Here is a 24,786-nt window from a genome sequence, read left to right on the forward strand (position 1 = left end):
CCCGACGGAAGCCGCAGAACGGGGCATTCCAGGGGCCGAAAGTGCAAGATCGCGAGGGCGCGGGCTAGGTCATGTTGGCGAGGAACTCGCTGTAGAAGAGGCCTAGGGCGATGGCTACGCCGATGCCGGCGATGATCCAGAAGCGCACCACGATGTTGACCTCGCTCCAGCCGGCCAACTCGAAGTGGTGCTGCAGGGGCGACATCCGGAACACACGTTTACCGGTGGTCTTGAAGGAGATGATCTGGATCACCACGGACATCGTGATGATCACGAAGAGCCCACCGATGATCGGCAGCAGCAGGATGGTGCGGGTGGACATCGCCATGCCGGCGATCAGACCGCCCAGCCCCAGCGCGCCGGTGTCACCCATGAAGATCCGCGCAGGGGACGTGTTCCACCACAGGAAGCCCACACAGGCTCCGGCCGCCGCCCCGGCTATCAGGGCGATCTCCAACGGGTCCCGGACGGCGTAGCAGTAGTCCTGCGTGTAGCTCGGGTCGGCGCACCAGTGGCGGTACTGCCAGAACGCGATCAACGCGTACGCGGCGAGCACCATCACCGAGGCGCCGGTGGCCAGACCGTCCAGGCCGTCGGTGAGGTTGACGCCGTTCGTCGCGCCCATCACCACGAAGATGAAGATGATCACCGCGCCGACCTTGCTGACCTCCAGGACGTTGATGTCCCGGATGAAGCTCAGCGTGGTGCTGCCCACCGTCTCGGTGTTGGTCGCCAAGCCCGTCGCGTCGGTCATCGTGCTCGGGAAGTACAGCGCGACCACGCCGAAGACCGCACCGACCAGGATCTGGCCGAGCAGCTTGCCGCGTTTGTTGAGCCCGGCGCTGTTGCGCTTGCGCACCTTGAGGAAGTCGTCGAGGAAACCCACCGCGCCGGAGAAGACCATCAGCCCCAGCAGCACCAACGCGGTGATGGTCGGCTCCACCTGCGCGATCTGCTGGTCCGGCAGGGTGGTCAGGGCCAGGTGCCCGGCCACGTACGCGATCACCGTGGCCAGGATGAAGACCACGCCACCCATCGTGGGCGTGCCCTTCTTGCCCTGGTGCATGGCCGGGCCGTCGGATCGGATCGGCTGGCCGGCCTTGAGTCGGGTGAACACCTTTATCGCGATGGGCGTGCAGAAGAGCGAGACGAGGAAGGCCACGCCGATGGCGACGATGACCGCCCTCATTCGGTGCCACCTTCGGTCGGGACTGCGGGGCTCGCAAGCTCACTCCCCGCGCTCCGCGTGGAGTCCCCACCGGCCTCGGCGCGCAGGGCGTCGGCCACCTCCCACGTCCGGTACCGGGAGCCCTTGACCAGGACGACATCGCCCGGTCGTAGCTCGCTCCGCAGCACCTCGACGGCCGCCGCCTGATCGGTGAGCAGCACCGACTCTCCTCCCCAGTTCGCTACCGCTGTCGCGCCTTCGTGGATCGGCGCCGCCGGCTCACCCACCACGAGCAGCCGGTCCACACCCAGCTCGGCCGCCAGTTGGCCGACCTCGGCGTGGCCGTCGGACTCGAACGGGCCCAGCTCGGCCATGTAACCGAGCACCGCGACGGTACGCCGACCCTGGCCGATGCTGATCAGCGCCCGCACCGCAACCGCCATCGAGGCCGGGTTGGCGTTGTACGAGTCGTCGATGACGGTCACCCCGTCGGGGCGGTCGAAGACGTCCATCCGGCGGGTCGAGACCAGCCCCAACTCGCCGAGGGCCGTGGCCAGTTCGGCCAGCGGCATGCCCAGTTCCCGGGCTACCGCCGCCGCCGCGAGCGTGTTCCAGACCTGGTGACGGCCCGTCAGCCCGAGCCGGACCGGCGCGCGCCCCTCCGGGGTGACCAGGGTGTACGACGGGTGCCCCCGCTCGTCCAGGGTGACGTCCTCGGCGCGCACGTCGGCGTCCGGCGCCTCGCCGTAGCGGACCACCCGGGCCCGGGTGCGGCTCGCCATCGCGTCCACCCGGGGGTCGTCGGCGTTCAGCACGGCCAGCCCGTCCGCCGGCAGCGCCTCGACCAGTTCGCCCTTGGCCAGGGCGATCGCCTCCTGCGAGCCGAACTCGCCGATGTGCGAGGTGCCGACGTTGAGCACCACGGAGATCCGGGGCGGCACCAGCTCACAGAGGTAACGCACGTGCCCGACCCCGCGCGCGCCCTTCTCCATCACCAGGTAGCGGGTGTCCGGCCCGGCCCGCAGGGCGGTGTGCGGGTGCCCCAGCTCGTTGTTGAACGAGCCGGGCGGCGCCACCGTGGCCCCGAGTCGGGCGGTGAGCTGACCGATCAGGTCCTTCGTGGTGGTCTTGCCGGAGGAGCCGGTCACGCCGATCACGGTCAGCCCGGGCAGCCGGTCCACCGCCGCGCGCGCCAGCCGGCCCATCGCGGCCAGGGCGTCGTCGACCAGCACCATCGGCACCCCGGGCACCTCACGGCTGCCGAGCACCGCCACCGCGCCGGCCTGGATCGCCGTCGCCGCGTAGTCGTGCCCGTCGACCTTCTCCCCCGGGAAGGCCACGAAGAGCGAACCGGGCCCCACCTTCCGCGAGTCGAACTCCACGGAACCGGTGACGGTGGCGGCCGGGTCGGCGGCCACCAGCCGCCCGTCGACCGCGGCAGCCACCTCGGCCAGGGTCAGCGCGATCACCGCTGACCCGCCAGGTCCCCGAAGCGGGCCCGCAGCGCGTCGGCCAGCTCGATGGTGTCGTCGAACGGAAACACCTCGCCCGCCACCTCCTGGCCCCGCTCGTGCCCCTTACCGAGCAGCGCGATCACGTCGCCCGGCTCGGCCAGTCGAACCGCCTCGTCGATCGCGGCGCGGCGACCCGCCACCTCGATGATCCGGGCGGCCGTGCCAGCCCGGTACGCCCCGGCGAGCACCTCGGCGCGGATTTCCGCCGGATCCTCGGTACGCGGATTGTCGTCGGTCACCAGCACCACGTTGGCCCCCTCCGCCGCGGCGGCGCCCATCACCGGCCGCTTGCCCCGGTCCCGGTCCCCGCCGGCGCCGATCACGCAGATCAACCGGCCGGCGCTCAGCTCGCGCAACGCGGCCAGCGCTGCCACGATCGCGTCCGACTTGTGCGCGTAGTCGACGATCCCGCGCACCGGCGCGGCGACGTCGACCAGCTCCAGCCGACCCGGTACGCCACCGCAGGCAGCCACGCCCGCCGCCGCGGTCGCCGGGTCCACACCGGCGGCGACCAGCGCGGCGATGGCCAGCAGCGCGTTGGCCACGTTGTGCCGTCCGGGCAGCGCCACCCCGGCGGACAGGACCGCGCCGTTCGGGCCGTGCGCGGTGAACCGCTGGGCGTACCCCTCGCCGCCCACGCCGTCGGCCCACCAGGTCGCGCCCTGGTCACCGGCCGCCGAGTAGGTGACCGTCGCCGGCTTGTGCAGCGGCTGCAGTGCCGGGTCGTCGTGGTTGAGCACCTCGACCGCGCAGCGCCCGTCGAAGAGCTGGGCCTTCGCGGCGAAGTAGTCGTCGCTGTCGGCGTGGAAGTCCAGGTGGTCGGAGCCGAAGTTGGTGTAACCGCCGACGGCGAACCGGACACCGCCCACCCGGCCCATGGCCAGGGCGTGACTGGAAACCTCCATGACCACGGCGGTGACCCCACGCTCGCGGGCGGTGGCCAGCATGGCGTGCAGGTCGGTCGCCTCGGGGGTGGTGCGCACACTGTCGATCACCAGGTCCCCGAGCCGGGTCTCCACGGTGCCGATCAACCCGGTGGTGTGCCCGGCGGCCCGCAGCCCCGACTCGACGAGGTACGCGGTGGAGGTCTTTCCGGCGGTGCCGGTCACCCCGATCATGATGAGATCGGCGGTCGGGTCCCCGTACACGGCCGAGGACAGCTCGCCGAGCACGGCGCGCGGGTCGGGCACCACCAGGGCGGGCAGACCGCTCCCCGCCGCCAGCTCCGCACCCGCGGGGTCGGTCAGCAGGGCCACGGCACCCGCCTCGGCGGCGGCGGCGGCGAACTCCGCGCCGTGCCGACGGGCACCGGGCAGCGCCGCGTAGAGGTCGCCGGGGCGAACCTCCTGGCTGGCGTGGGTGGCCCCGGTGACGACCACCGCGGCGGCATCCGCCGGGAGGTCGACGGCGAGTCGGACGGCGAGATCACCGAGCCGGACTCCGGTCACGGTACGTGGACGTGGATTGCCGGGCACGGCGTCAGACCCTACCCGGTCGTCCGGTTCCGGCCGCACAGCCGCCCCGGTGGTTCGTCGGCACTCACCGATGATGTCCCGCCCTCGCTGCTCAGCGCGGATAGACCACGAACTTGGGGGCCGAACCGCCCGTGGAAGGCGGTACGCGGTAGTGACGCAGAGTGAACTGCATCATGTCCCGGAACGCGGGATTGGCGATCGCCGCGCCCCCGCCGTTCGGCGCGTAGACGAAGACGGCGATCACGTATCGGGGGTTCTCGGCGGGGGCCATCCCGATGAACGAGGACACCTCACCGGGCTGCTTCTTGCCGTTCACCAGCCGCCACCCGGTGCCGGTCTTGCCGGCGACCCGGTAACCGGGGACCGCGGCGGTCAGGCCGGTGGCATGGTCGACGCTGGTGACCGCCTCCAGCATCGTACGGAGGGCCACGGCGTTCTGCGGGCTGAGCACCGACCGGGTCACCGGGGCCGGTGTGGGGGTGCGCTTGCCGTCCGGGCCGATCACCTCCTTGACCAGGTGGGGCTGCACGTACGTGCCGTTGTTGGCGATGGCGGCGTACGCGGCGGCCATCTGCAGTGGGGTGGCGTCGACGCTGTGCCCGATCGGCACCGACCCGTGCGACGACCCGCTCCACTCGTCGGCCGGCAGCAGTCGCCCGCTGGCCTCCCCCGGCATCCCCTCGCCGGTGGGCTTACCCAGCCCGAACCGCTTCTGGTAGTCGATCAGCCGGTCCCGGCCGAGCTGTTCGGCGATGGTGATGGTGCCGACGTTCGACGAGTAGGCGAGCATCCCCGGCACGCTCATTCGCTTGCCGTCGGCCGGGTGCGTGTCGGAGAACCAGGTGTCGCCCATCTTGATGCTGTTGGCGATGGGCAGCGTGGTGTCCGGCGTGATCACGCCCTCCTGCAACGCCGCGCCGTAGGTGATCGCCTTGTGGATCGAGCCGGGGTCGACGACGAAGCTGGTCGCCGCGTCTTCCCGGGCGACCGGGTCGCTGGGCGTTGGCTTCGCCGCGTTGTAGGTGGGATTGCTGGCCTGGGCCAGCACCGCACCGGAGGGAATCTCGATGATCACGGCGACGCCGGTGCCGCCCGGCTGCTGGGCCATGCCGGCGCTGAGGATCTGCTGCGTCCGGAACTGCAGGTCGCGATTGATGGTGAGGGTCAGCGAGCTGCCCGGCTTGGCGGGCGTGGTCCGGCTGTAGCCGCCCGGGATCGGTGCGGCGAGGTCACCGAGGCCAGCCTCGTACACCCGCTTGCCGTCCTGCCCGGCGAGCAGGTCGTCGTAGCGGGCCTCCAACCCCTCCAGCCCGTCCATGTCCTGGCTGGTGAAGCCGATCAGGTTGGCCGCCAGGTCGCCGCCGGGCACGTCACGGCTCTCGTCGCGGTGCACCCCGATGCCGGGCAGCTCCAGCGCCTGCACCCGCTTGGCGGTCGCGATCTCCACCCCCCGGGCCAGGTAGGCGAACGTGGAATCCTTGCCGTTCTCCAGCTTGCGGGGCTTCATCAGCTCGACGAGCTTCGACGCCGGGATGCCGAGCAGCGGAGAGAGCGCCTTGGCGACGCCGGGCGGGTCCTTCACCTCGGTCGGGTCGGCGAAGACGTACCGCGCCTCGACACTACGGGCCAGCGGCGCGCCGGTGCTGTCGTAGATCGCGCCCCGCGGCGCCGGCAGCTCGACCGTGCGGAGGCGGTCGGCGGTGCCGCCACCGGCGTACGCCGGGGCATCGACCGCCTGGAGGAAGATCAGCCGGATCCCGATGCTGACAAAGAGCAGCAGGGCGAGCGCGGTGCCCAGTCGCAGGCGCAGCCGCGAGTCGGCCAGCTTCGGCGGGCGCGGTGGCTTGCGGGACGGCCGGCGGGCCGCAGGGCGGTCGGCGCGGCGCGGCGCGCGCGGTGTGGTCCGGCGGCGCGGCGGCGGCTCGTCGACCCCCGGGCCACGAGGGGTACGCGGCGCGACGGTGCGCACCACGCCTCCGCGTCCGGCGGCCGGAGCGTCGCGTCGGCCGGACCGGGCGGCGGCCCGACCTCCGTCGAGCACCTGCAACGCCGGCCGGAACGGATCGCCGGACCGGGTGCTGCGCGGCGTACGCCGCTGCTCGGCACCCCGCTCCGGGCCGGTGCGCCGCGCTCCTCGCGGACGGTCCGGCCCCTCGGGGTGTACGCCCGGGCGCCGGAGATGCCCCCGATGCCCGACTCGCCGGTGCGCGGCTCCCCGTCCGTGGGGCCGGCGTCACGCGAAGAACCGCGCCGGGACCCCGTGGGGTCCCGGCGCGGCTCGTCCGACCTTGGTGGCACCGGTCAGCCTCCCGCACCCTGGCTCGTCACCGACGGCTGGCCGGTCGCCGGCTGCGGCACGCCGATGGTCTTGCCGTCCGGCAGCCGGATGTAACCCGGCTCGCCGGCATCCACCAGGCCCAGCCGCCGCGCCTCGGCGGTCAGGTTGCCCGGCGCCTCGGACTCGGCGATCTGCTTGTCCAACTGCTGCTTCTCCAGGTCCAGTCGAGCCTGCTGCTGCTGCAACCGCTCGAGCCGGAACGCGTTCTCATTGATCTTGGTGTTGACCGCCAGGATGCCCAGCACCCCACCGACCACCAGCACCACGATCAGCGCCGCGAACGGCGCGCGCGGCACCGACACCGGCGGTGGCGGCGCCACCCGCAGCCGAGGCGGGCGGGCGCTGGTCGCGGTGCCAGCCTTCTCCACCGGCCGCAGCGCAGCGGTGCCCTGGGTCGGGAACTCGCGCGCCCCCGGGCGCGAGTCTCCCCCTGCCGGTTCACTCGATCGATGCGTGGCGTACCGTTCCCGAGGCGCGGAGCCCGCTCCGCCGCGGTCCGGCCCCCCGACCGCGGTGTGCGCTGCCCGCCGCCGGTTACGTCCCGGCGGTCGCGCTTGTCAATGTTCATGTCCCTCCCCCTCAACATCCGTCCCTCTGCCGTCCCGGCGCCCCTGACCCCCCACGGATCAGGCGGACCCCGTGCCCGGTTGGTGCATTCCCTTCACCCGTCGGCGAGACCGTTCGCGGTCGGTCCGCCCTTGCTCTGTCGCGTTCGGGTCGAGTCGCTCCGCGGCCCGCAGCCGCACCGAGGCGGCGCGCGGGTTCGTGGCGACCTCCGCCTCCCCGGGCAGTTCGGCGCCCCGGCTGAGTAGCCGGAACGTCGGACCGGACCCGGGTAGTTCGACCGGGAGGTCGATCGGGCCCTTGTTGCGGACCCGGTCCGCGAGCGCCGCCTTGGTGAGCTTGTCCTCCAAGGAGTGGTAGGACAGGACCACCATGCGACCGCCCACGGTCAGTGCGTCGAGTGCGGACGGCAGCGCCGTCTCCAGCGCTGCCAGCTCTTTGTTTACCTCGATCCGTAAAGCCTGAAACGTTCTCTTTGCCGGGTGCCCGCCCGTTCGTCGGGCCGGTGCCGGGATGGAGTCCCGAACGAGCTCCGCCAACAACGCGGACGACGTGATCCGAGCGCGTTCCCGCTCCCGGATGATCGCCGAGGCGATCCGGCCTGCGAACTTCTCCTCGCCGTAGACCCGCAGCACCCGGGCCAGGTCCGGATGTGCGTACGTGTTGACCACCTCTTCGGCGGTCACCCCCCGGGTCTGGTCCATCCGCATGTCCAGTGGTGCGTCCTGGGCGTACGCGAACCCGCGGTCGGGCGCGTCCAACTGCAGCGACGAGACACCCAGGTCGAACAGGATCCCGTCGATGCCCGGATAGCCCAGCCGGTCCAACACGTCGGGCAGCTCGTCGTAGACGGCGTGCTCCAGGTGCACCCGGTCGGCGAACCGGGCCAGCCGGACCCGTGCGTGAGCGAGCGCCTCGGTGTCCCGGTCGAGCCCGATCAGGACCGTCTCCGGGTGCGCCTCCAGCACCGCCTCGGCGTGCCCGGCCAGACCGAGCGTCGCGTCGACGTGGACCGTCCGGCCGCCTCGACCCAGCGCGGGGGCCAGTAGCTCGAGACATCGCTCGAGCAGCACCGGCACGTGCGTGCCGCGCAACTCCCCCATGTTGACCCCCACTGGTTGAAACGTCCGTTCTCGTTGTGCGCCTGTCGTCAGACGGCGCTGCCGTCGTACTGCCAGATCCCCATCCGCTCCCGCCTGACACCGAACTCTCGCCCGATGACCGGATCGTGCGCCTGGCACCGGGGAAGGGATGCCAGGAACTCGAAAGCGGCTGGAGATCTCGCAGTACGTCGGGCGCCGTTCCGCCCTACAGACCGCCGGGCAGCACCCCCTCCTCGATGTCGGCGAAGTCGTCTTCGCTCTCGGCGAGGTAGGTCTCCCAGGCGACCTTGTCCCAGATCTCCACCCGCGTGCTCGCGCCGATGACCACCAACTCGCGGTCCAGCGCGGCGTACGCCCGCAGGTGGGCAGGAATTGTCACCCGACCCTGCTTGTCCGGAACCTCGTCGTGCGCGCTGGCGAAGAAGACCCGGCTGTAGGCCCGGGCCGCCTTGTGCGTCATCGGCTGCGCGCGCAACTGCTCCGCGATCCGCTGGAACTCAGGGGTCGGGAAAACGTAGAGACAGCGCTCCTGTCCTTTGGTGACCACGACACCCCCCGCCAGCTCATCCCGGAACTTGGCCGGAAGGATCAACCGGCCCTTTTCGTCCAGGCGCGGAGTGTGGGTGCCGAGAAACATCGGCCCTACCCCCTCGCCCTTGAGCGGCGTTCGCGGCGCCGCTGACCCCCCGGGCCGGTGAGCCCTCCCGGCCTCACCATTGGTCCCCACTCTACTCCACTTCCCTCCACCCGCAACCAGATTCGCCCGCGTGGCGCGTCCGATGCGAGGGCAAAACCGCACGTCACAAGGGGTGGAGTGGAGTGGAGGGCCAGGGCGCCCCTCCGGCGTGGTCCGCTTTCCGACATAGATCGACTCCGTCCGGGGGACGTCCACCCAGCCACCCGCGCAGGCACCACGGCCGAACGGTTCACCGTCGGCGGCGATCTGGTGGGGCGGGCGGTCCGGTAACCTCGCTCGCGTGACGGACGCGAAAATGCCCCTACGGGCCAAGGTGGCCAGCTCCGTGTCCCGGACCGCCGCGGCGCTCTCCCGAGCGGCCGGCCGTGGCGACGGTTCGGTGATCGGCGGGTGGATCGGCCTGAAGATCGACCCGGACCTGCTGGCCCACCTGTCGGCCGGGCGTGCGATCGCGCTCGTCTCCGGCACCAACGGCAAGACCACCACCACCCGGTTGACCTCCGCCGCAGTCGGCGTGCTCGGCCGGGTCGCCACCAACTCGTTCGGCGCCAACATGCCCAGCGGGCACACCTCGGCGCTGGCCAAGGCCGGCAGCACCCCGTACGCGGTGCTGGAGGTGGACGAGCACTACCTCGCTCAGGTGCTGGAGGCGACCGAGCCACACGTGGTCGCGCTGCTGAACCTCTCCCGCGACCAGCTCGACCGCGCCAAGGAGGTCGCCATGATGGCGCAGCTCTGGCGCGCGGCGCTGGTCCGGCACACCAACGTGCGGGTGGTGGCCAACGCCGACGACCCGCTGGTGGTGTGGGCCGCCACCCCGCCGGGCGACCCCGCCCGGGGCATCAACCCGCCGCACGTGACGTGGTTCAGTGCCGGCCAGCGCTGGCACGACGACTCCTGGGTCTGCCCGGAGTGCGGCTCCACGATCCAGCGCTCCGGCGAGCAGTGGTGGTGCACCGGCTGCCCGCTGCGCCGACCGGAGCCGCACTGGGTCGTCGAGGACGAAGGGGTGCTCGACCCCACCGGCGCCTGGCACAAGGTCTCCCTCCAACTGCCAGGCAAGGTCAACCTCGGCAACGCGGCGACCGCGCTGGCGGTGGCCGCCGAGTTCGGCGTCCGCCCGGTCGACGCGGTGTCCCGCCTCGGCATCGTCACCTCGGTGGCCGGCCGCTACGCGCAGGTCGACAAGGACGGGCGCAACATCCGGCTGCTGCTGGCCAAGAACCCGGCCAGCTGGCTGGAGGCGTTCGACATGGCCGACGACGCGCCGACCCTGCTCTCCATCAACGCGCGCGACCCCGACGGTCTGGACACCTCCTGGCTCTACGACGTCGACTTCGCCCCGCTCCGCGGCCGGCAGGTGTTGATCACCGGTGACCGGGCATACGACCTGGCGGTCCGGCTGGACGTCAACGACGTGCCGTTCCAGCACGTACGCACCTTCGACGATGCGCTCCGGTCGGTCCCGCCAGGGCGGTTGGAGGTCATCGCGAACTACACCGCGTTCCAGGACATCCGAGCGGAGTTGGACCGTGTCATCTGAGAGCCTGCGCATCGTCTGGATCTACCCCGACCTGCTCTCCACCTACGGCGACCGGGGCAACGCCCTGATCCTCGCCCGTCGGGCGCGCCAACGCGGCATGCCGGTGGAGGTGCTGGAGGTCCGCTCCGACCAGCAACTGCCCGCGACCGCCGACATCTACCTGGTCGGCGGCGGCGAGGACGGCCCGCAGGCGCTGGGCGCCCAGCGCCTGCTCGCCGACGGCGGTCTGCACCGGGCGGTCGCCCAGGGTTCGGTGGTGTTCGGCGTCTGCGCCGGCTACCAGCTGCTCGGCACCTCCTTCTTCGCCAAGGGCGTGCAGTGCCGCGGCCTGGAGCTGCTCGACCTCCAGTCCGACCGGGGCGAGAGCCGGGCCGTCGGCGAGTTGGCCGGTGAGATCGACCCCCGGCTGGGCCTGCCCCCGCTGACCGGTTTCGAGAACCACGGCGGCCGCACCCACCTCGGTCCGGAGGTCTCCCCGCTGGCCCGGGTCACCGCCGGGGTGGGCAACGACGGCGCCACCGAGGGCGCGTGGCGCGGCAAGCTGCTGGGCACCTACTCGCACGGTCCGGCGCTGGCCCGCAACCCGGCCCTTGCCGACCTGCTGCTGCGCTGGGCCACCGGGGCACACCAGCTCCCGCCGCTGGACGACACCTGGTCGGACCGGCTCCGCAACGAGCGCCGCTCCGCAGTGGCCGCCGCCCGGGCATGACCCGAGCCGTCCGGCGGCTGCGCCAGCAGCCGTCGGTCGCCCGGTTCGCCCTGCTCGTGCTGCTGATCGGCTGCTGCGGGCTGCTGCTGCTCCTGGCACCCCGGCCGGATCCGGATCAGCTGCCGTTGTTGGCCGACCGACTGGGCGACCTCGCCCCGGTGGCGGCGATCCTCGGCGGCGCGTTGCTGCTGGTCGCGCTGGTCCCCCGGACCTTCATCACACTCGCGGCGGGCGCGATCTTCGGCCCGCTGGAGGGCGCCGCGTACGCCCTGGGCGCCGCACTCGTGGCCGCGGCGATCGGGTTCACGGTCGGCCGGCTGCTCGGCCGGGAGTTCGTCGCCGAACGGGTCCGTGGTCGCCTGGCCCGCCTCGATGGCTGGTTCGCCCGGCAGAGCGTGCTCGGCGTGATCACCGTCCGGCTGCTGCCGATCGCCGGCTTCGGGCTGGTCAGCTACGGCTACGGCACGACCGGCGCACGGGTGCTGCCGTTCCTGACCGGCAGCGTGATCGCGTCCGCGCCGACCGCCTTCGGCTATGCGGCGATCGGCGCGGCGGTCAGCTCCCCCGGCCACATCAACTGGTACGCCGCCGCCCCGGCCAGCTTCGGCCTGATCGCCAGCCTGGTGCTCGTACACCAGTGGTGGCGCGCCGAGCGCCGCCGCCGTCGGCTGCCGGTCTGACCGTGCCCGAGCCGACCGACGGCCCCGCCGAGGTGCCACTCACCGGCGGTTTCATCGCCGACGTGGTTCGGGTCGGCGACACGGTACGACGTACCCCGCCCGCCAACCTGGACTTCGTCGGCGCGTTGCTGCACCACTTGGCCGGGGTGGGCGCGGACCTCGCGCCCCGCCACCTGGGCGTCGACGCACGCGGACGGCAGATGCTCGGCTACGTCGCGGGGCGGGTGCCGTGGCGGGATCGGGAGGATCCGGCGTTCTTCGCCGACCCCGCGCCTGTCGCCAAAGAACACGGTGTTCGGGACTTCCCTGCCGGGCCACTTGCCGGTGGCCTTCCTCGACTGGGACCTGGCCGCGCCGGGCCGCCGGATCGAGGACATAGCCTTCGCGGGCTGGCACTGGGCGGCGTTGGGCGAGGGTGCCGATCCGGCCGAGCTGGGCCGGCCCCGCACCCCGCACCCCCGCCCGGGTCGATCATGGAGTTGTGGTGGGGGATCAAACCCCTGTCGAGGGGCGAACCGGGCACCACAACTCCATGATCGACGCTAACAAGGGCGAGCGGGGGTCAGAGGACGACGGAGACCATCCGGCCCTTCACGACGATGACCTTGCGGGGGTCCTTGCCGGCCAGGGCGGCGGCCACCGCGTCCAGGGCCGCCGCGCGGACGGTCTCCTCGGAGGCGTCGGCGGGAACCTCGATGCGGCCACGGACCTTGCCGTTGACCTGCACCGGGTAGGTCACCGTGTCGGCCACCAGCAGCGCCGGGTCGGCGGTCGGGAAGTCCGCGTACGTCAGCGAGGTGTCGTGGCCCAGCAGGCGCCACAGCTCCTCGGCCACGTGCGGGGCGAACGGCGCCACCATCAGCACCAGCGGCTCGGCCACCTCGCGGGGCGTGGCCGACAGCCGGGTCAGCCCGTTGGTCAGCTCGATCAGCTTGGCGATCGCGGTGTTGAACCGGATGGCGTCCATGTCGCCACGGACCCCGTCGATCACCTTGTGCAGCAGCCGGCGGGTCGCCTCGTCGGCCGGGTCCTCGGTGACCCGCAGCGCCCCGGTCTGCTCGTCGACGACGGCCCGCCAGACCCGCTGCAGGAACCGGTACGAGCCGACCACCGCCCTGGTCTCCCAGGGGCGGGACACCTCCAGCGGGCCCATCGACATCTCGTACACCCGGAAGGTGTCCGCACCGTACGCGGCGCACATGTCGTCGGGGGTCACCACGTTCTTCAGTGACTTGCCCATCTTGCCGTACTCGCGGTTGACCGCCAGGTCGCCCAGGTAGTAGGCGCCGTCGCGCTCGAAGACCTCCTCGGCCTGCACGTAGCTGCCGCGCGAGTCGGTGTACGCGTACGCCTGGATCATGCCCTGGTTGAACAGCTTGCGGAACGGCTCGAACGACGACACGTGCCCCAGGTCGAACAGCACCTTGTGCCAGAACCGCGCGTACAGCAGGTGCAGCACGGCGTGCTCAGCACCGCCGACGTACAGGTCGGTGCCCCCGCAGTCTCCCTCGCCGCGCGGGCCCATCCAGTACCGCTCGTTCTCCGCGTCGACGAACCGCTCGCTGTTGGTCGGGTCCAGGTAGCGCAGCTCGTACCAGCAGGAGCCGGCCCACTGCGGCATCACGTTGGTTTCCCGGGTGTAGCGCTTCGGCCCGTCACCCAGGTCCAGCTCGACCTCGACCCAGTCGCGCCGCCGGGACAGCGGGGTCTCCGGGTTGCTGTTCGCGTCGTCGGAGTCGAACGTCTTCGGGGAGAAGTCGTCCACCTCCGGCAGCTCGACCGGCAGCATCTCCTCGGGCAGGGCGATGGCCGCGCCGGTCTCGTCGTAGACGATCGGGAACGGCTCACCCCAGTAGCGCTGGCGGGAGAACAGCCAGTCGCGCAGCCGGTAGGTCACCGCGCCGGTGCCGTGCCCGTTCGCCTCCAGCCAGGCGATGATCGTCGCCTTGGCCTCGGTGACCCCCAGGCCGTTCAGGTCCAGGCCGCGCTCGGGCGCGGCGCTGTTGATCGCCGGGCCGTCCCCGGTGTACGCCTTGCCGTCGAAGCCCTCCGCCGGCTGCACGGTACGCAGGATGGGCAGCTCGAAGACCTCGGCGAACGCCCAGTCCCGCTCGTCCTGCGCCGGCACCGCCATGATCGCGCCGGTGCCGTAGCCGGCCAGCACGTAGTCGGCGATGAAGATCGGGATCTGACCGCCGGTGACCGGGTTGGTGGCGTACGCGCCGATGAAGACGCCGGTCTTCTCCTTGGTGTCGGACTGCCGCTCGACGTCGGTCTTGGCGGCCGCGGCCTTGCGGTACGCCTCGACGGCCTCCCGGGGGCTGGCGTGCCCGCCGGTCCAGGCGTCCCTCGTCTCGTCCGGCCAGGTGGCCGGCGCCAGCGCGTCGACCAGCGCGTGCTCGGGCGCCAGCACCATGTAGGTGGCACCGAAGACGGTGTCCGGTCGGGTCGTGAACACCCGCACCGGCTCCAGGGCGGTCGGGAAGTCGATGTGGGCGCCGGTGGAGCGGCCGATCCAGTTGCGCTGCATCAGCTTGATCGGCTCGGGCCAGTCCAGGGCGTCCAGGTCCTCGATCAGCCGGTCGCCGTACGCGGTGATCCGCATCATCCACTGCTTCAGGTTGCGCTTGAAGACCGGGAAGTTGCCCCGGTCGGAGCGACCGTCGGCGGTGACCTCCTCGTTGGCCAGCACGGTGCCCAGCCCCGGGCACCAGTTCACCGGGGCCTCGGAGACGTACGCCAATCGGTGGTCGTCGACGACCTGGCGGCGCTCGGCGACACTCAGCTCGGCCCAGGCGCGGCCGTCCGGGGTGGGTCGGTTACCGCCCTCGAACTCGGCGATCAGCTCGGCGATCGGGCGGGCCCGGCCCGCGTCGCGGTCGTACCAGGAGTTGAAGATCTGCAGGAAGATCCACTGGGTCCAGCGGTAGAAGTCGGTGTCGATGGTGGCCACCGAGCGGCGCTCGTCGTGCGCCAGGCCCAGCCGGCGCAGCTGCACCTTGTACCGCTCGATGTTCTGCTCGGTCGTGGTCCTGGGGTGGGTGCCGGTCTGCACCGCGTACTGCTCGGCGGGCAGGCCGAACGCGTCGAAGCCCATCGCGTGCAGCACGTTGCGACCGGCCATCCGCTGGTAGCGGGCGTAGCAGTCGGTGCCGATGTAGCCCAGCGGGTGGCCGACGTGCAGGCCGGCGCCGGACGGGTACGGGAACATGTCCAGCACGTACAGCTTTTCCGCGCCGGCGCGGGGGTGGGTCGGGTCGGCCAGCGGGCCGGTCGGGTTCGGTGCGTGGAAGGTGCCCTCGCGCGCCCAGATGTCCTGCCAACGATTCTCGATCTCGTCGGCCAGGGCCGCGGTGTACCGGAACGGGGGAATGTCGCCCGCCGGTGCGGCTGCCTCACTCATCGTCTCTCCTCGCTCGCTTCGCTTCGTCTCGGCACCACCGGGCCGGGCCGGCGGCGGGCACAAAAAAGCCCCTCGCGCAGGAGGGGCCGCCGTGCTGTCGCGCGTTCAGCGCATCAGCACGGCCCGGTAAGAAGCAGGAAGACTCCGGCCATGTTCGGCAGTGTACCCCGTCGGCGGCCCCGGCCCACCGACCCCCGCGATGGTCGAACCCGGTCCCCCGACCTGGCGAATATCGGTGCGTAACCGACGGACTACCTGCGGGGGTCGGCGATAACGACAAACATGGTTAGCCTGAGAGACCAGTGAGATTCCTGCGGCATACGAGGCTCGACGTCGCGAACCCAACGGCGGGTCCAGGTGCTCTTTAGAGAGCTGCCGTATTGGCGACGAGGAGGAGGCCCGTGACACAACAGACCTGGGACGAGGTGGGCGGCCTACTGCCGCACGACGAGTTCCGCGCCGCCAGCGAGGCCATCGTGACCAACATCGAGCAGGTCATCGAGGGTAAGACCGCCACCGTGCGGCTCGCCCTGGCCGTCCTGCTCGCCGAGGGCCACCTCCTGATCGAAGACGTCCCGGGTGTCGGCAAGACCAAGCTGGCCAAGGCCCTCGCGCGGTCCATCGACTGCACGGTGCGGCGGATCCAGTTCACCCCCGACCTACTGCCCAGCGACGTCACCGGGGTCAGCGTCTACAACCAGGAGACGCACGACTTCGAGTTCCGTCCCGGCGCCGTGTTCGCCAACCTGGTGGTCGGCGACGAGATCAACCGGGCCTCGCCGAAGACCCAGTCGGCGTTGCTGGAGTGCATGGAGGAGCGGCAGGTCACCGTCGACGGCGTGACGTACCAGCTGCAGACGCCATTCATGGTCATCGCCACCCAGAACCCGATCGAGATGGAGGGGACCTACCCGCTGCCCGAGGCGCAGCGCGACAGGTTCACGGCCCGCATCGCGATGGGTTACCCGGACGCCAACGCCGAGTTGGCCATGCTCGACGGGCACGGCGCCACCGACCCTCTGCACGAGCTGCGCGCGGTCTCCGACGCCGCGATCGTCCGGCAGCTCATCGCCACCGTCCGGCAGGTGCACGTCGCGGACGCGGTCAAGCAGTACGCGATCGACCTGGTCACCGCCACCCGCGAGGCACCCGACCTGCGGCTCGGCGCTTCCCCCCGGGCGACCCTGCAACTGCTGCGCACCGCCCGCGCGGTCGCCGCCCTGGAGGGCCGCGACTACGTCCTCCCCGACGATCTGCAGGCCCTGGCGGTGCCGGTGCTCGCGCACCGGATCATCCCGACCGCGGACGCGCAGCTCGCCCGACGCACCACCGACGCGATCGTCTCCGAGCTGGTGCACCGCCTGCCGCTGCCACACGACCGGCAGCGCAACCCGTACGACACTCGGCCCGCCACCGGCAACGGCAACGGCCGCGCCCCCTACGAGCCGCGGAGGCCATGACGTGCGTGCCGGGCTGCGCGGGCTGACCACCCGCGGGCGCTCCTTCCTCGCCGCGGCGGTCGCGGCGGCGATCTCGGCCGGCATCCTCGGCGAGAAGGACCTGCTCCGGGTGGCTGTGCTGTTGGCCATCCTGCCGTTGTTGGCCGCGGCCTACGTCGGGCGCAGCCGCTACAAGCTGGCCTGCAACCGTTCACTGGACCCGCACCGGGTTCCGGTCGGCGCCAACTCCCGGGTGGTGCTGCGCCTGCAGAACCTCTCCCGGCTGCCGACCGGCACCCTCCTCCTGGAGGACCGGCTGCCCTACGCGCTGGGCAGCCGACCCCGGGTGGTGTTGGAGCGGCTCGGCGCGCACCAGGCGACGTCCGTGGCGTACACCGTGCGGGCCGACGTGCGGGGCCGCTACGACGTGGGCCCGCTGGTGGTCCGGATGACCGACCCGTTCGGCCTGTGCGAGCTCACCCGGTCCTTCCCCAGCACCGACCACCTGACGGTCATCCCGCAGGTCACCCCACTGCCGTCGGTCCGGCTCCCCGGGGAGTACGCGGGCAGCGGCGACAGTCGGGCCCGCTCGGTGGCGGTGCACGGTGAGGACGACGCGGCGACCCGGGAATACCGGCGCGGAGACGACCTGCGCCGGGTGCACTGGAAGTCCACCGCACGTACCGGCGAGCTGATGGTGCGCCGCGAGGAGCAGCCGTGGGAGAGCCGGGCCACGGTCGTTCTGGACACCCGGGCGTACGGCCACCGTGGCGAGGGTCCGACGGCCAGTTTCGAGTGGGCCGTCTCCGCCGCCGCGAGCATCGCCGTCCACCTGCGGCAGGCCGGTTACAAGTTGCGCCTGGTCACCGGCTCGGGGGTCGATGTGGACGCCTCGGAGGCCGGCGGCGACGGGGCGCTACTCGACCACCTCGCGGAGGTCCGGCTGGATAAGCGCGCTGAGGTGACCGACCTCGTGCAGCGGGTCCGCCAGCGCTCCGACGGCGGTTTGATCATCGCTTTGTTCGGCACGGTGGGCGCGGCCGAGGCCGAGCTGTTGGCCGGGCTGCGGGGCAACGGCGCCACCTGCATCGGCTTCCTGCTGAACAGCTCCACCTGGCTCAGCCTGCCGGAGAAGGCCCGGGCCGAGGCGGAGCAGGCGCACGGCGCGGCAGTCCTCTCCATGCTGCAGAGCGGCTGGCGCGTGGTCGGCGTCGACCACGGGGCTCGACTGCCAGCGCTGTGGCCGCAGGCCGGCCGGGGCTCCCAGGGCTTCGCCCTGCGCGCCGCGCTGGCCGAGACGGTCGCCGGCGGCGTGCGATGAACGGAAGGTTCCCCTCATGAACGCCAGTCGGAACATCGGCCTGGTGGCGGCTGCGGCCACGCTGCTGGCCGCCGCGCCGCTGTCAGCCATCTTCCAGAGCTGGACCTGGTTGATCGAGTCCGTCATCGCGGTCGCCGTGGTGGCCGGGGTGGCCGCGCTGACCCGGCTCGCCCGGGCACCACTGTGGGGTCAGGTGCTGGGCATGCTGGCCGGCCTGGCGTTCGCCCTGACCTGGTTGTTCCCCAGCGGCGAGGAACTGCTCGCCGTCCTGCCCACGCCGGGCACGCTCGCGCACTTCGCGGATCTGCTGGCCGGCTCCATGCAGGACATGCGCTCGTACGGAGTCGAGGTCCCGGACACCGACCCGCTGCTGTTCATCGCCGTGCTCGGCGTCGGCGGGGTCGCCGTGCTGGTGGACGTACTGGCCGTGGGCCTGCGCCGGCCCGCGCTGGCGGGGCTGCCGATGCTCGCCATCTACTCGGTGCCGGTCGCCGTCTACGTGGACAGCGTCCCCGCGACGCCGTTCGTGGTGGGCGCCTCCGGTTACCTCTGGCTGCTGGTCACCGACAACGTCGACCGGGTGCGCCGATTCGGACGCCGGTTCACCGGTGACGGCCGCGACGTCGACGTGTGGGAGGCTTCGCCGCTGGCCTCCGCCGGCCGCAGGCTCGCGGTGGTCGGGGTGGCCCTGGCGGTGGTGCTTCCGCTGGCGGTGCCCGGCATGACCGGCGGGCTCCTCGACTCCCTCAGCCGCTCGCCGGGCAACGGCAGCGGCAACGGGTCCGGCTCGGGCGGCACGTCCGGTCGCATCGACCTGTTCGCCTCGCTCGCCGGCCAGCTCAACCAGTCCGAGGTTGCCGACCTGGTCAAGGTGACCACGTCCGAGCCGAACCCGTTCTACCTGCGCTACGCGGTCGCGGACGAGCTGCGCCCGAGTGGTTTCCAGGCCCGCAACCCGAGCGGCCGGCCGGCCAACCGGGACCTGCCGAACCCGGCCGAGCGGACCGGCCGGGGCGTGCAGCAGACCACCTACCGGGCGACCGTCGAGGTCACCAAGGGCCTGAGCATGTCGCTGATGCCGGTGTACGCCGAGCCGGTACGCACGGAGGACCTCAACGGCAACTGGCTCTACGACCCCAACCAGCAGGTCGTCTTCTCCAACCGGGAAAACTCCCGGGGCCGGAAGTACTCCTTCGACTACATGCGCTCGACATACTCTCCGGCGGCGCTGCGGGCCGCGCAACCGCTGCCGGCCGACCACCCGGTACGCCGGCAGATGACCGCCACCCCCGGGGCGGTGCCCGAGGTGGAGGAGTTGGTCAAGGGGTTGGTCCAGGACAAGCGCACCGACTACGACCGGGTGTTGGCGATCTACCAGCACTTCTCGGCGGACAACGGGTTCAGCTACCGGCTCAGCACCGAGAGCGGCAGCAGCGGGCAGGACATCGTCAACTTCCTGACCAACAAGGTCGGCTACTGCCAGCAGTACGCCGCCGCGATGGCCTGGCTGGTCCGCTCGGCCGGCATTCCGGCCCGGGTGGCGTTCGGTTTCACCAACGGCAGCAAGCGTGACGGTGACACCTTCACGCTGACCAACCTCAACCTGCACGCCTGGACCGAGGTCTACTTCGACGGGGTCGGCTGGGTGCCGTTCGACGCCACCCCGGCGTACGGGGTGCCGGGGTCCACCCGGTCGGCCTGGGCGCCGGACACTGACGCGCCGGAGCCGTCCACGCCGGGCACCGGCGTCACGGACAGCCCGGCGGGCACCGAAGAGTCGGCTGGTCCGGCCGGTCCGGACAACGCCGACCGTGACATCGACGACGGGCTCTCCCTCGGTGGAACGACGCCGGACGAGCAGCCGCCGGTCTGGCCCTGGTGGACGGCGGGCCTGTTGGCCCTGCTGATACTGCTCGCCGTACCCGCTCTGCGCCGGCTCGCGCTGCGCCGCCGACGAGGTGGCCAGGTGCCGAGCGCCGCAGTGGCCGCCGCCACCGTCGATGACGCCAGCGAGCCAGGAACCCGACTGGTGGTGGTTGGCGCGGACGCCAACCGTGCCCGCGCGGACGCGCACGCCGCCTGGGCGGAGCTGCTCGACACACTTGTGGACTTCCGGGTCCCGGTCGATCCGACCGAGACGCCCAGGGCGACCGCGGACCGGCTTGTCCGGGACACCCTCACCGACGACACCGCAGCGATCGGGTCGGCGCGGCTGCTCGGCCGGGCGGAGGAACGGGCCCGCTACGCGCGGGATCCGCTGACCGGTGAGCGGTTGCTTCCGGCGCTACGGGCGGTCCGTGGGGCGCTCGCCGCGCGGGCGGACCGGCGGACCCGCCTGCTCGCCGCCGTGTTGCCGCCGTCGGTGCTGCTGCGGTGGAGGACCACCCTGGCGGACACGTCCAGTCGAATGGTGGCGCTGACCGGGCGGACCCGGTACAGGCTGCTGCGCTGGAACCCCCGACGGCTGCTGGCCGATCGGGCGGCCCGCTGACCAACGCTCGTCCAGGTTTCGGGGCGGCGGTCCACCGACCGCCGCCCCGCCCGGCCGGTCCGGCCGGCGTACGCCTGGATCAAGTGATGCTTGGCAGGTCTGAGCGGCTGGCCATGACTACTTCTCATCGCCTGATCATGGAGGCGCGGCTGCACCACAAGCGCGGGCCGGGTGGCGGCGGGAGAGGGCGCGCGGATACGACGGAGGTCGCCCGGGGCTGTGCCCGGCGACCCGCTCGTCGCGGCGTACGGTCCCGCCTCAGGGGCGGGACCGGCTCAGCGGTGCCCCTCCGGGCGCTGCCGCCACCTGTCCTCCATGCGGTCCAGGATTGACGACCGGCGACCGGACCGGCCACCGCGGGGACGGCGACGACTCGTCGTGCCGCCCACCACGTGCAGGTCGGGTGACTGCGCCCGCCGGTGCGACTGCACCGCGAACGCGGCCGACGCCAGCATGACGACGAAGCCCGCCACCGCCAGCGGTGGAGTCTTGATCACCGCGCCATAGACCAGTAGAGCCAAGCCAGCGATTATGACGCCGGCGGCGACGAGCAGGCGACGCCGCGCATGGAAGCGCGGATCGCTGGCGCGCACGGCCGAGGCGAATTTGGGGTCCTCGGCAAGCGACCGCTCGATCTGCTCGAACAGCCGCTGCTCGTGCTCCGAGAGCGGCACGGCACTCCTCCCCGGTCACGTTGGTCGGGCCCACTCGGGCCGACAGACCGTGGCAGCCAACCGGCTGCTTACCCGCAAGTCTACGAGGGGGGTCGCGCGTCGGAAAGCGGGACGACCTACGGGTGGGGTGGATTTTCATTTCTACGGGGGTCACGGTCGCCCATCAGACTGGCCGGACCTATGACGGACCGCCCGAAACGGGCAGCAGCGGCGTCCGAGGCAGCTTCCGCTTCGCGCCAGCCACGCTCGGGCGCGCCGAGGGTGAGTTGGCGGTGGGCGCCCTGCGACGGGGCGAGCCCTTCCACCCGGACACCGACGAGTCGGATCCGCTCGCCGGGGTCCAAAGCGGTGTAAAGCGCCCAGACCGTGTCGAACATCTCGCGGGCGGTATCGGTGGGCACGTCGAGGGTGCGGGAGCGGCTGACGGTGCGGAAGTCGGCCAGCCGGACCTTCAGTGCGACCGTGCGACCGACCTGCCCGGAGCCTCGCAGCCGGACGCCGACCTTCGCGCTGAGCGCGAGCAGCGTTCGGCGGATCTCCAGCGGGTCGGCCACGTCGACGTCGAAGGTCACCTCGGCGCCGATCGACTTGTCGACGTGCTCGGAGCTGACCCGGCGCGGGTCCCGTCCCCAGGCCAGCTCGTGCAGGTGCGTCGCCGAGGCGGCACCGACCGCTCGGCGGAGCATGCCCACCGGCGCCTCGGCGAGGTCGCCGACGGTGGTCAGGCCGAGCCGGCGCAGCGCTTCGGCGGCGCGCTCCCCCACCCCCCACAGCGCGTCCACCGGCAGCGGGTGCAGGAAGTCGAGCACCTGCCCCGGGGGCACGACCAGCAGGCCGTCCGGCTTGGCCCGGGTGGAACCCAGCTTGGCCACGAACTTGCTCGGCGCCACCCCGACCGAGCAGGTCAGCGCCTGCTCGTCGGCGACCCGGCGGCGGATGAGCCGCGCGATGGTGGCCGGGGAGCCGAAGAGTCGGCGGGCACCGGTCACGTCGAGGAACGCCTCGTCGAGGGAGAGCGGCTCGACCAGCGGGGTGACGTCCTGGAAAATCTGCATGATCGCCCGGGAGGCGGCCGTGTACGCGGTGAAATCCGGTGGCAGGTAGACCGCGTGCGGGCAGCGGGCCCGGGCCTGACTGGTCGGCATCGCGCTGCGCACGCCGTACCGGCGGGCCTCGTAGCTGGCCGAGCTGACCACCCCGCGCGGCCCGACGCCGCCGACGACCACCGGCCGGCCGCGCAGCTCGGGTCGGCGGCGCACCTCGACGGCGGCGAAGAACGCGTCCATGTCGACGTGCAGGATCGGGCTGCCGGAGTCGTCGGCGTCGGGCCCGAAGCGCGGATCGTCGCCCCGGGGCAACGACTGACTGCGGCCCATCCCGGCAGATTAACCCGGGGGTACGACACCACCAGCCGTCGACGGGCCGGACCGTACGCCGGTCAGCCGCGCACGACCAGCAGCGGCACGGTCAGCTCGGCGGCGGTGTCCGACCCGTGGTACGCCACCAGTCGCGACGCCATCGGCCGCTCGGTGCGACTGGCCATGACCGCGTACGTGTCGTTGCAGGTCACCACCACGTCGCCGATCCGCCCCAGGTGCTCCTCGGGCACCGACCCGAACCAGCCGGTGGCCACCACCTCGTCGCGGGTGCGTACCCGCGCCGCGGCACCCAGCACCTCCGACCAGGCAGTCAGCACGTCGTCGACCGCGCCCGGCTCGACGTGCAGGTAGCGCACCCGGGCCTCACCGGCCACCAGCCGCACACCGGCGCGCAGTCGCGGATCGGTGTCCAGGTCGAAGCGGTGCGCGGCGGGAATGTCGAGCTGGCCGTGGTCGGCGGTCACCAGCAGTGCCGCGTCCGGGGGCAGCCCGTCGACCAGCCGGGCGAGCAGCGTGTCCACCTCGGTGGCGGCGATCCGCCAGGGCGCCGAGTCGACGCCGCTGACGTGGCCGTGCCGGTCCAGGTCGGCGTGGTAGCCGGAGACCAGGGTCGGCCCGGAGCCGGCGGCCAGCGCGGCCAGCATGGCGGTGGCCACCGCGTCCCCGCCGGCGGCGCCCCGGAAGTCGCCGCCCCGGTTGGCGGCCAGGGTCAGCCCACTGCCGCCGAACTCCGGCCGACTCACCACGGTCACCGTCACGCCGGCGGCGCGGGCCCGCTCCAACTGGGTGCGCACCGGCTGCCAGCGCAGTGGCGACGGGTCGGCGGCCCAGTCGGTGTGGGTGAGCACCCGGTCGGTGCCGGGCACCCGCACGGTGAAGCCGAGCACCCCGTGCGCGCCCGGCGCGACGCCGGTGCCCAGCGACACCAGACTGGTCGGGGTGGTGGACGGGAAACCGGCGATGAGCGGCCGGGCCACCGTCGCTGCGAGCCCGGCGAGGGTCGGCGCGTACGGCGCGGCGGTCGGCAACTGGTACCAACCGAGCCCGTCGACCAGCAGTACGGCGATCCGGCGCACCCCGGCCAACGCGGGGACGAGCCCGAGCGGGTCGGCGGATCCGGGTACGCCCAGAACGGCGAGCGCGCTGGGCAGCACGTCGGCGAGACGGCCGCCGCCGTGGTCCGGCCCGAGGACCTCCAGCGGCGCTGGCGCACCCCCGGCTCGGCGATCATGCCGGCCGGCGGGCGAACAGGTGCAGTTGGGCGGCCAGGTCCCGGTACGGCGGTTGGGCGGCCAGCGCACGTTCCAACTCGACCAGGGCGGCGGACTGCCCATCGGCGACCGCGGCCGGCAGCAGGTCGGCCAGCACGCGTACCCCGTGGATCTCCTCGACCACGAGCCCGGCGGCGCCGAGCAGCGCGGCGGCGCCGGGGGCGTCGTAACGCCGGCGCAGAGTGTCCCGCGGCCCGGCGGTGCCATCCGGATCGGCGGCGAGGGCGGCAGCGACGTCCAGGTGCCCGTTCATCGCGCGGCCCAGCACGGCGGCGGCCCGGCCGGCCACCAGCACACTGACCGCGCCGCCGGGACGCAGCGCGGTGGCCAGCGCGGCCACCACCGGCGTCGGGTCGTCGACCACTTCCAGCACGGCGTGGCACAGCACCAGGTCGACGCCGGCCGGCTCGACCAGGCCCGCGAGGGCGTCGCCGTCGCCCTGGACGGCGGCGATCCGGTCGGCCACCCCGGCCTCGGCGGCCCGGCGGGTGAGTGCGGCCAGCGCGTCGGGGCTGGCGTCGACCACGGTGACCCGATGCCCGGCGCGGGCCAGCGGGACGGCGAAACCGCCGGTGCCGCCGCCCACGTCCAGCACGGTCAGCTCGTCGCCGCCGCGCCGGTCCAACTCGGCGCGGAGCACCGACCAGATCACGGCGGTGCGGGGTGTCAGCGGGGGCCCGGCGAACCGGCCTCGGGTCTGCTCCACCCGTCGAGCCTAGTCACCCGGTCCATCCATCGTGCGGGCGTGTGGCGGGCGTACCCGCCACCCGTTCGATCGGCGCGCGGTGACGCGGTCGGTCAGGACTCGGTGCCCTCGACCTCGTCCTCCGCCCGGGACCGGCGCTCGTTGGCCACCGGACCGTTGGTCACCTCGTACTCGCGGGGGTCGGCGAGGTGCGACGGCACCCAACCGGCACCCAACCGGGTCCGTCGGGCGTTGGCGATTCCACCGGTGTACGCGTGATTCCCCATCACTGTCATTCCCCCTAAAACGAATCACGGGCCGCTCTGCCCGCT

General features: G+C 72.5%; 18 protein-coding genes and 2 pseudogenes. 7 read left to right on the forward strand and 13 right to left on the reverse strand.

From position 1 onward, the window contains the following. Window positions 1–64 precede the first annotated feature (64 nt). From mraY to mraZ, 7 genes and pseudogenes are all read right to left on the reverse strand, one after another. Complete coding sequence (gene mraY, locus PCA76_RS23840) at window positions 65–1,189, reverse strand: phospho-N-acetylmuramoyl-pentapeptide-transferase (RefSeq protein WP_272612690.1); 1,125 nt, start codon at window positions 1,187–1,189, stop codon at window positions 65–67. After that, window positions 1,186–2,637 carry a UDP-N-acetylmuramoyl-tripeptide--D-alanyl-D-alanine ligase gene (locus PCA76_RS23845; RefSeq protein WP_272612691.1) on the reverse strand — a complete coding sequence of 484 codons (1,452 nt, stop codon included), beginning with the start codon at window positions 2,635–2,637 and terminating at the stop codon, window positions 1,186–1,188. Before PCA76_RS23845 ends, mraY begins: the two co-directional genes overlap by 4 nt. Then, complete coding sequence (locus PCA76_RS23850) at window positions 2,634–4,196, reverse strand: UDP-N-acetylmuramoyl-L-alanyl-D-glutamate--2,6-diaminopimelate ligase (protein ID WP_272612692.1); 1,563 nt, start codon at window positions 4,194–4,196, stop codon at window positions 2,634–2,636. Before PCA76_RS23850 ends, PCA76_RS23845 begins: the two co-directional genes overlap by 4 nt. Window positions 4,197–4,248: 52 nt before the next feature. Further along, window positions 4,249–6,129 carry a peptidoglycan D,D-transpeptidase FtsI family protein gene (locus PCA76_RS23855; protein WP_272619567.1) on the reverse strand — a complete coding sequence of 627 codons (1,881 nt, stop codon included), beginning with the start codon at window positions 6,127–6,129 and terminating at the stop codon, window positions 4,249–4,251. 329 nt (window positions 6,130–6,458) lie between these two features. Continuing rightward, window positions 6,459–7,063: pseudogene (locus tag PCA76_RS23860) on the reverse strand (hypothetical protein). Then, a pseudogene (rsmH, locus tag PCA76_RS23865) lies at window positions 7,053–8,162 on the reverse strand (16S rRNA (cytosine(1402)-N(4))-methyltransferase RsmH). The pseudogenes PCA76_RS23860 and rsmH overlap by 11 nt, the downstream one beginning before the upstream one ends. Before the next feature lie 205 nt (window positions 8,163–8,367). Further along, window positions 8,368–8,799: a division/cell wall cluster transcriptional repressor MraZ gene (mraZ, locus tag PCA76_RS23870; RefSeq protein WP_030488958.1), complete on the reverse strand. Its 432-nt coding sequence runs from the start codon at window positions 8,797–8,799 to the stop codon at window positions 8,368–8,370. A 355-nt stretch (window positions 8,800–9,154) separates the two neighbouring features. On the opposite strand from mraZ, the gene PCA76_RS23875 reads away from it, so the two are divergent. The 4 genes from PCA76_RS23875 to PCA76_RS23890 are packed head-to-tail and all read left to right on the forward strand — an operon-like array spanning window position 9,155 to window position 12,327. Continuing rightward, entirely contained in the window at window positions 9,155–10,402 is a 1,248-nt protein-coding gene (locus tag PCA76_RS23875) for a MurT ligase domain-containing protein (RefSeq protein ID WP_238682881.1), read from the forward strand. Next, window positions 10,392–11,111, forward strand: a complete 720-nt coding sequence (locus tag PCA76_RS23880) for a type 1 glutamine amidotransferase (protein ID WP_184177097.1) — start codon at window positions 10,392–10,394, stop codon at window positions 11,109–11,111. Before PCA76_RS23875 ends, PCA76_RS23880 begins: the two co-directional genes overlap by 11 nt. Then, the gene (locus tag PCA76_RS23885) at window positions 11,108–11,791 is read left to right on the forward strand and encodes a TVP38/TMEM64 family protein (RefSeq protein WP_272612693.1); all 684 of its coding nucleotides are present in this window, start codon (window positions 11,108–11,110) and stop codon (window positions 11,789–11,791) included. Before PCA76_RS23880 ends, PCA76_RS23885 begins: the two co-directional genes overlap by 4 nt. Window positions 11,792–11,793: 2 nt before the next feature. Then, a complete protein-coding gene (locus PCA76_RS23890; RefSeq protein ID WP_272612694.1) occupies window positions 11,794–12,327 on the forward strand; it encodes a hypothetical protein in 534 nt (177 codons plus the stop codon). A 26-nt stretch (window positions 12,328–12,353) separates the two neighbouring features. Here PCA76_RS23890 and leuS read toward each other — a convergent pair whose 3' ends face one another. Continuing rightward, on the reverse strand, window positions 12,354–15,194 hold the full coding sequence (leuS, locus tag PCA76_RS23895; protein ID WP_272612695.1) for a leucine--tRNA ligase: 2,841 nt from the start codon (window positions 15,192–15,194) through the stop codon (window positions 12,354–12,356). A gap of 401 nt (window positions 15,195–15,595) precedes the next feature. Here leuS and PCA76_RS23900 point away from each other — a divergent pair, with 401 nt between their 5' ends. The 3 genes from PCA76_RS23900 to PCA76_RS23910 are packed head-to-tail and all read left to right on the forward strand — an operon-like array spanning window position 15,596 to window position 20,445. Beyond that, the gene (locus tag PCA76_RS23900; protein ID WP_272612696.1) at window positions 15,596–16,654 is read left to right on the forward strand and encodes an AAA family ATPase; all 1,059 of its coding nucleotides are present in this window, start codon (window positions 15,596–15,598) and stop codon (window positions 16,652–16,654) included. Window position 16,655: 1 nt separating this feature from the next. Continuing rightward, window positions 16,656–17,954, forward strand: coding sequence for a DUF58 domain-containing protein (locus PCA76_RS23905; RefSeq protein ID WP_272612697.1), 1,299 nt, complete (start codon window positions 16,656–16,658; stop codon window positions 17,952–17,954). A gap of 16 nt (window positions 17,955–17,970) precedes the next feature. Then, complete coding sequence (locus tag PCA76_RS23910; RefSeq protein ID WP_272612698.1) at window positions 17,971–20,445, forward strand: transglutaminase TgpA family protein; 2,475 nt, start codon at window positions 17,971–17,973, stop codon at window positions 20,443–20,445. A gap of 275 nt (window positions 20,446–20,720) precedes the next feature. Here the strand turns inward: PCA76_RS23910 and PCA76_RS23915 are convergent, their stop codons facing one another. The 5 genes from PCA76_RS23915 to PCA76_RS23935 all read right to left on the reverse strand — a co-directional run bounded on the left by PCA76_RS23915 (window position 20,721) and on the right by PCA76_RS23935 (window position 24,741). Continuing rightward, complete coding sequence (locus PCA76_RS23915) at window positions 20,721–21,119, reverse strand: DUF3040 domain-containing protein (RefSeq protein ID WP_030334542.1); 399 nt, start codon at window positions 21,117–21,119, stop codon at window positions 20,721–20,723. Window positions 21,120–21,235: 116 nt separating this feature from the next. Then, a complete protein-coding gene (locus tag PCA76_RS23920) occupies window positions 21,236–22,495 on the reverse strand; it encodes a DNA polymerase IV (protein WP_272612699.1) in 1,260 nt (419 codons plus the stop codon). 62 nt (window positions 22,496–22,557) lie between these two features. Next, entirely contained in the window at window positions 22,558–23,697 is a 1,140-nt protein-coding gene (locus PCA76_RS23925; RefSeq protein ID WP_272619571.1) for an alkaline phosphatase family protein, read from the reverse strand. 28 nt (window positions 23,698–23,725) lie between these two features. Then, window positions 23,726–24,475 (reverse strand): methyltransferase domain-containing protein, encoded by a 750-nt coding sequence (locus tag PCA76_RS23930; RefSeq protein ID WP_272612700.1) that lies wholly within the window; start codon window positions 24,473–24,475, stop codon window positions 23,726–23,728. A gap of 92 nt (window positions 24,476–24,567) precedes the next feature. Beyond that, a complete protein-coding gene (locus PCA76_RS23935) occupies window positions 24,568–24,741 on the reverse strand; it encodes a hypothetical protein (protein WP_272619820.1) in 174 nt (57 codons plus the stop codon). Window positions 24,742–24,786 lie beyond the last annotated feature (45 nt).

This window comes from Micromonospora sp. LH3U1 (assembly GCF_028475105.1).
Taxonomy (GTDB): domain Bacteria; phylum Actinomycetota; class Actinomycetes; order Mycobacteriales; family Micromonosporaceae; genus Micromonospora.

Excerpts from the sequence above, each read along its gene's own strand:
- mraY (WP_272612690.1), bottom strand. The coding sequence starts at position 1,189 with ATGAGGGCGGTCATCGTCGCCATCGGCGTGGCCTTCCTCGTCTCGCTC.
- mraZ (WP_030488958.1), bottom strand. The coding sequence starts at position 8,799 with ATGTTTCTCGGCACCCACACTCCGCGCCTGGACGAAAAGGGCCGGTTG.
- PCA76_RS23875 (WP_238682881.1), top strand. The coding sequence starts at position 9,155 with ATGCCCCTACGGGCCAAGGTGGCCAGCTCCGTGTCCCGGACCGCCGCG.
- PCA76_RS23885 (WP_272612693.1), top strand. The coding sequence starts at position 11,108 with ATGACCCGAGCCGTCCGGCGGCTGCGCCAGCAGCCGTCGGTCGCCCGG.
- leuS (WP_272612695.1), bottom strand. The coding sequence starts at position 15,194 with ATGAGTGAGGCAGCCGCACCGGCGGGCGACATTCCCCCGTTCCGGTAC.
- PCA76_RS23910 (WP_272612698.1), top strand. The coding sequence starts at position 17,971 with ATGAACGCCAGTCGGAACATCGGCCTGGTGGCGGCTGCGGCCACGCTG.
- PCA76_RS23920 (WP_272612699.1), bottom strand. The coding sequence starts at position 22,495 with ATGGGCCGCAGTCAGTCGTTGCCCCGGGGCGACGATCCGCGCTTCGGG.
- PCA76_RS23935 (WP_272619820.1), bottom strand. The coding sequence starts at position 24,741 with ATGGGGAATCACGCGTACACCGGTGGAATCGCCAACGCCCGACGGACC.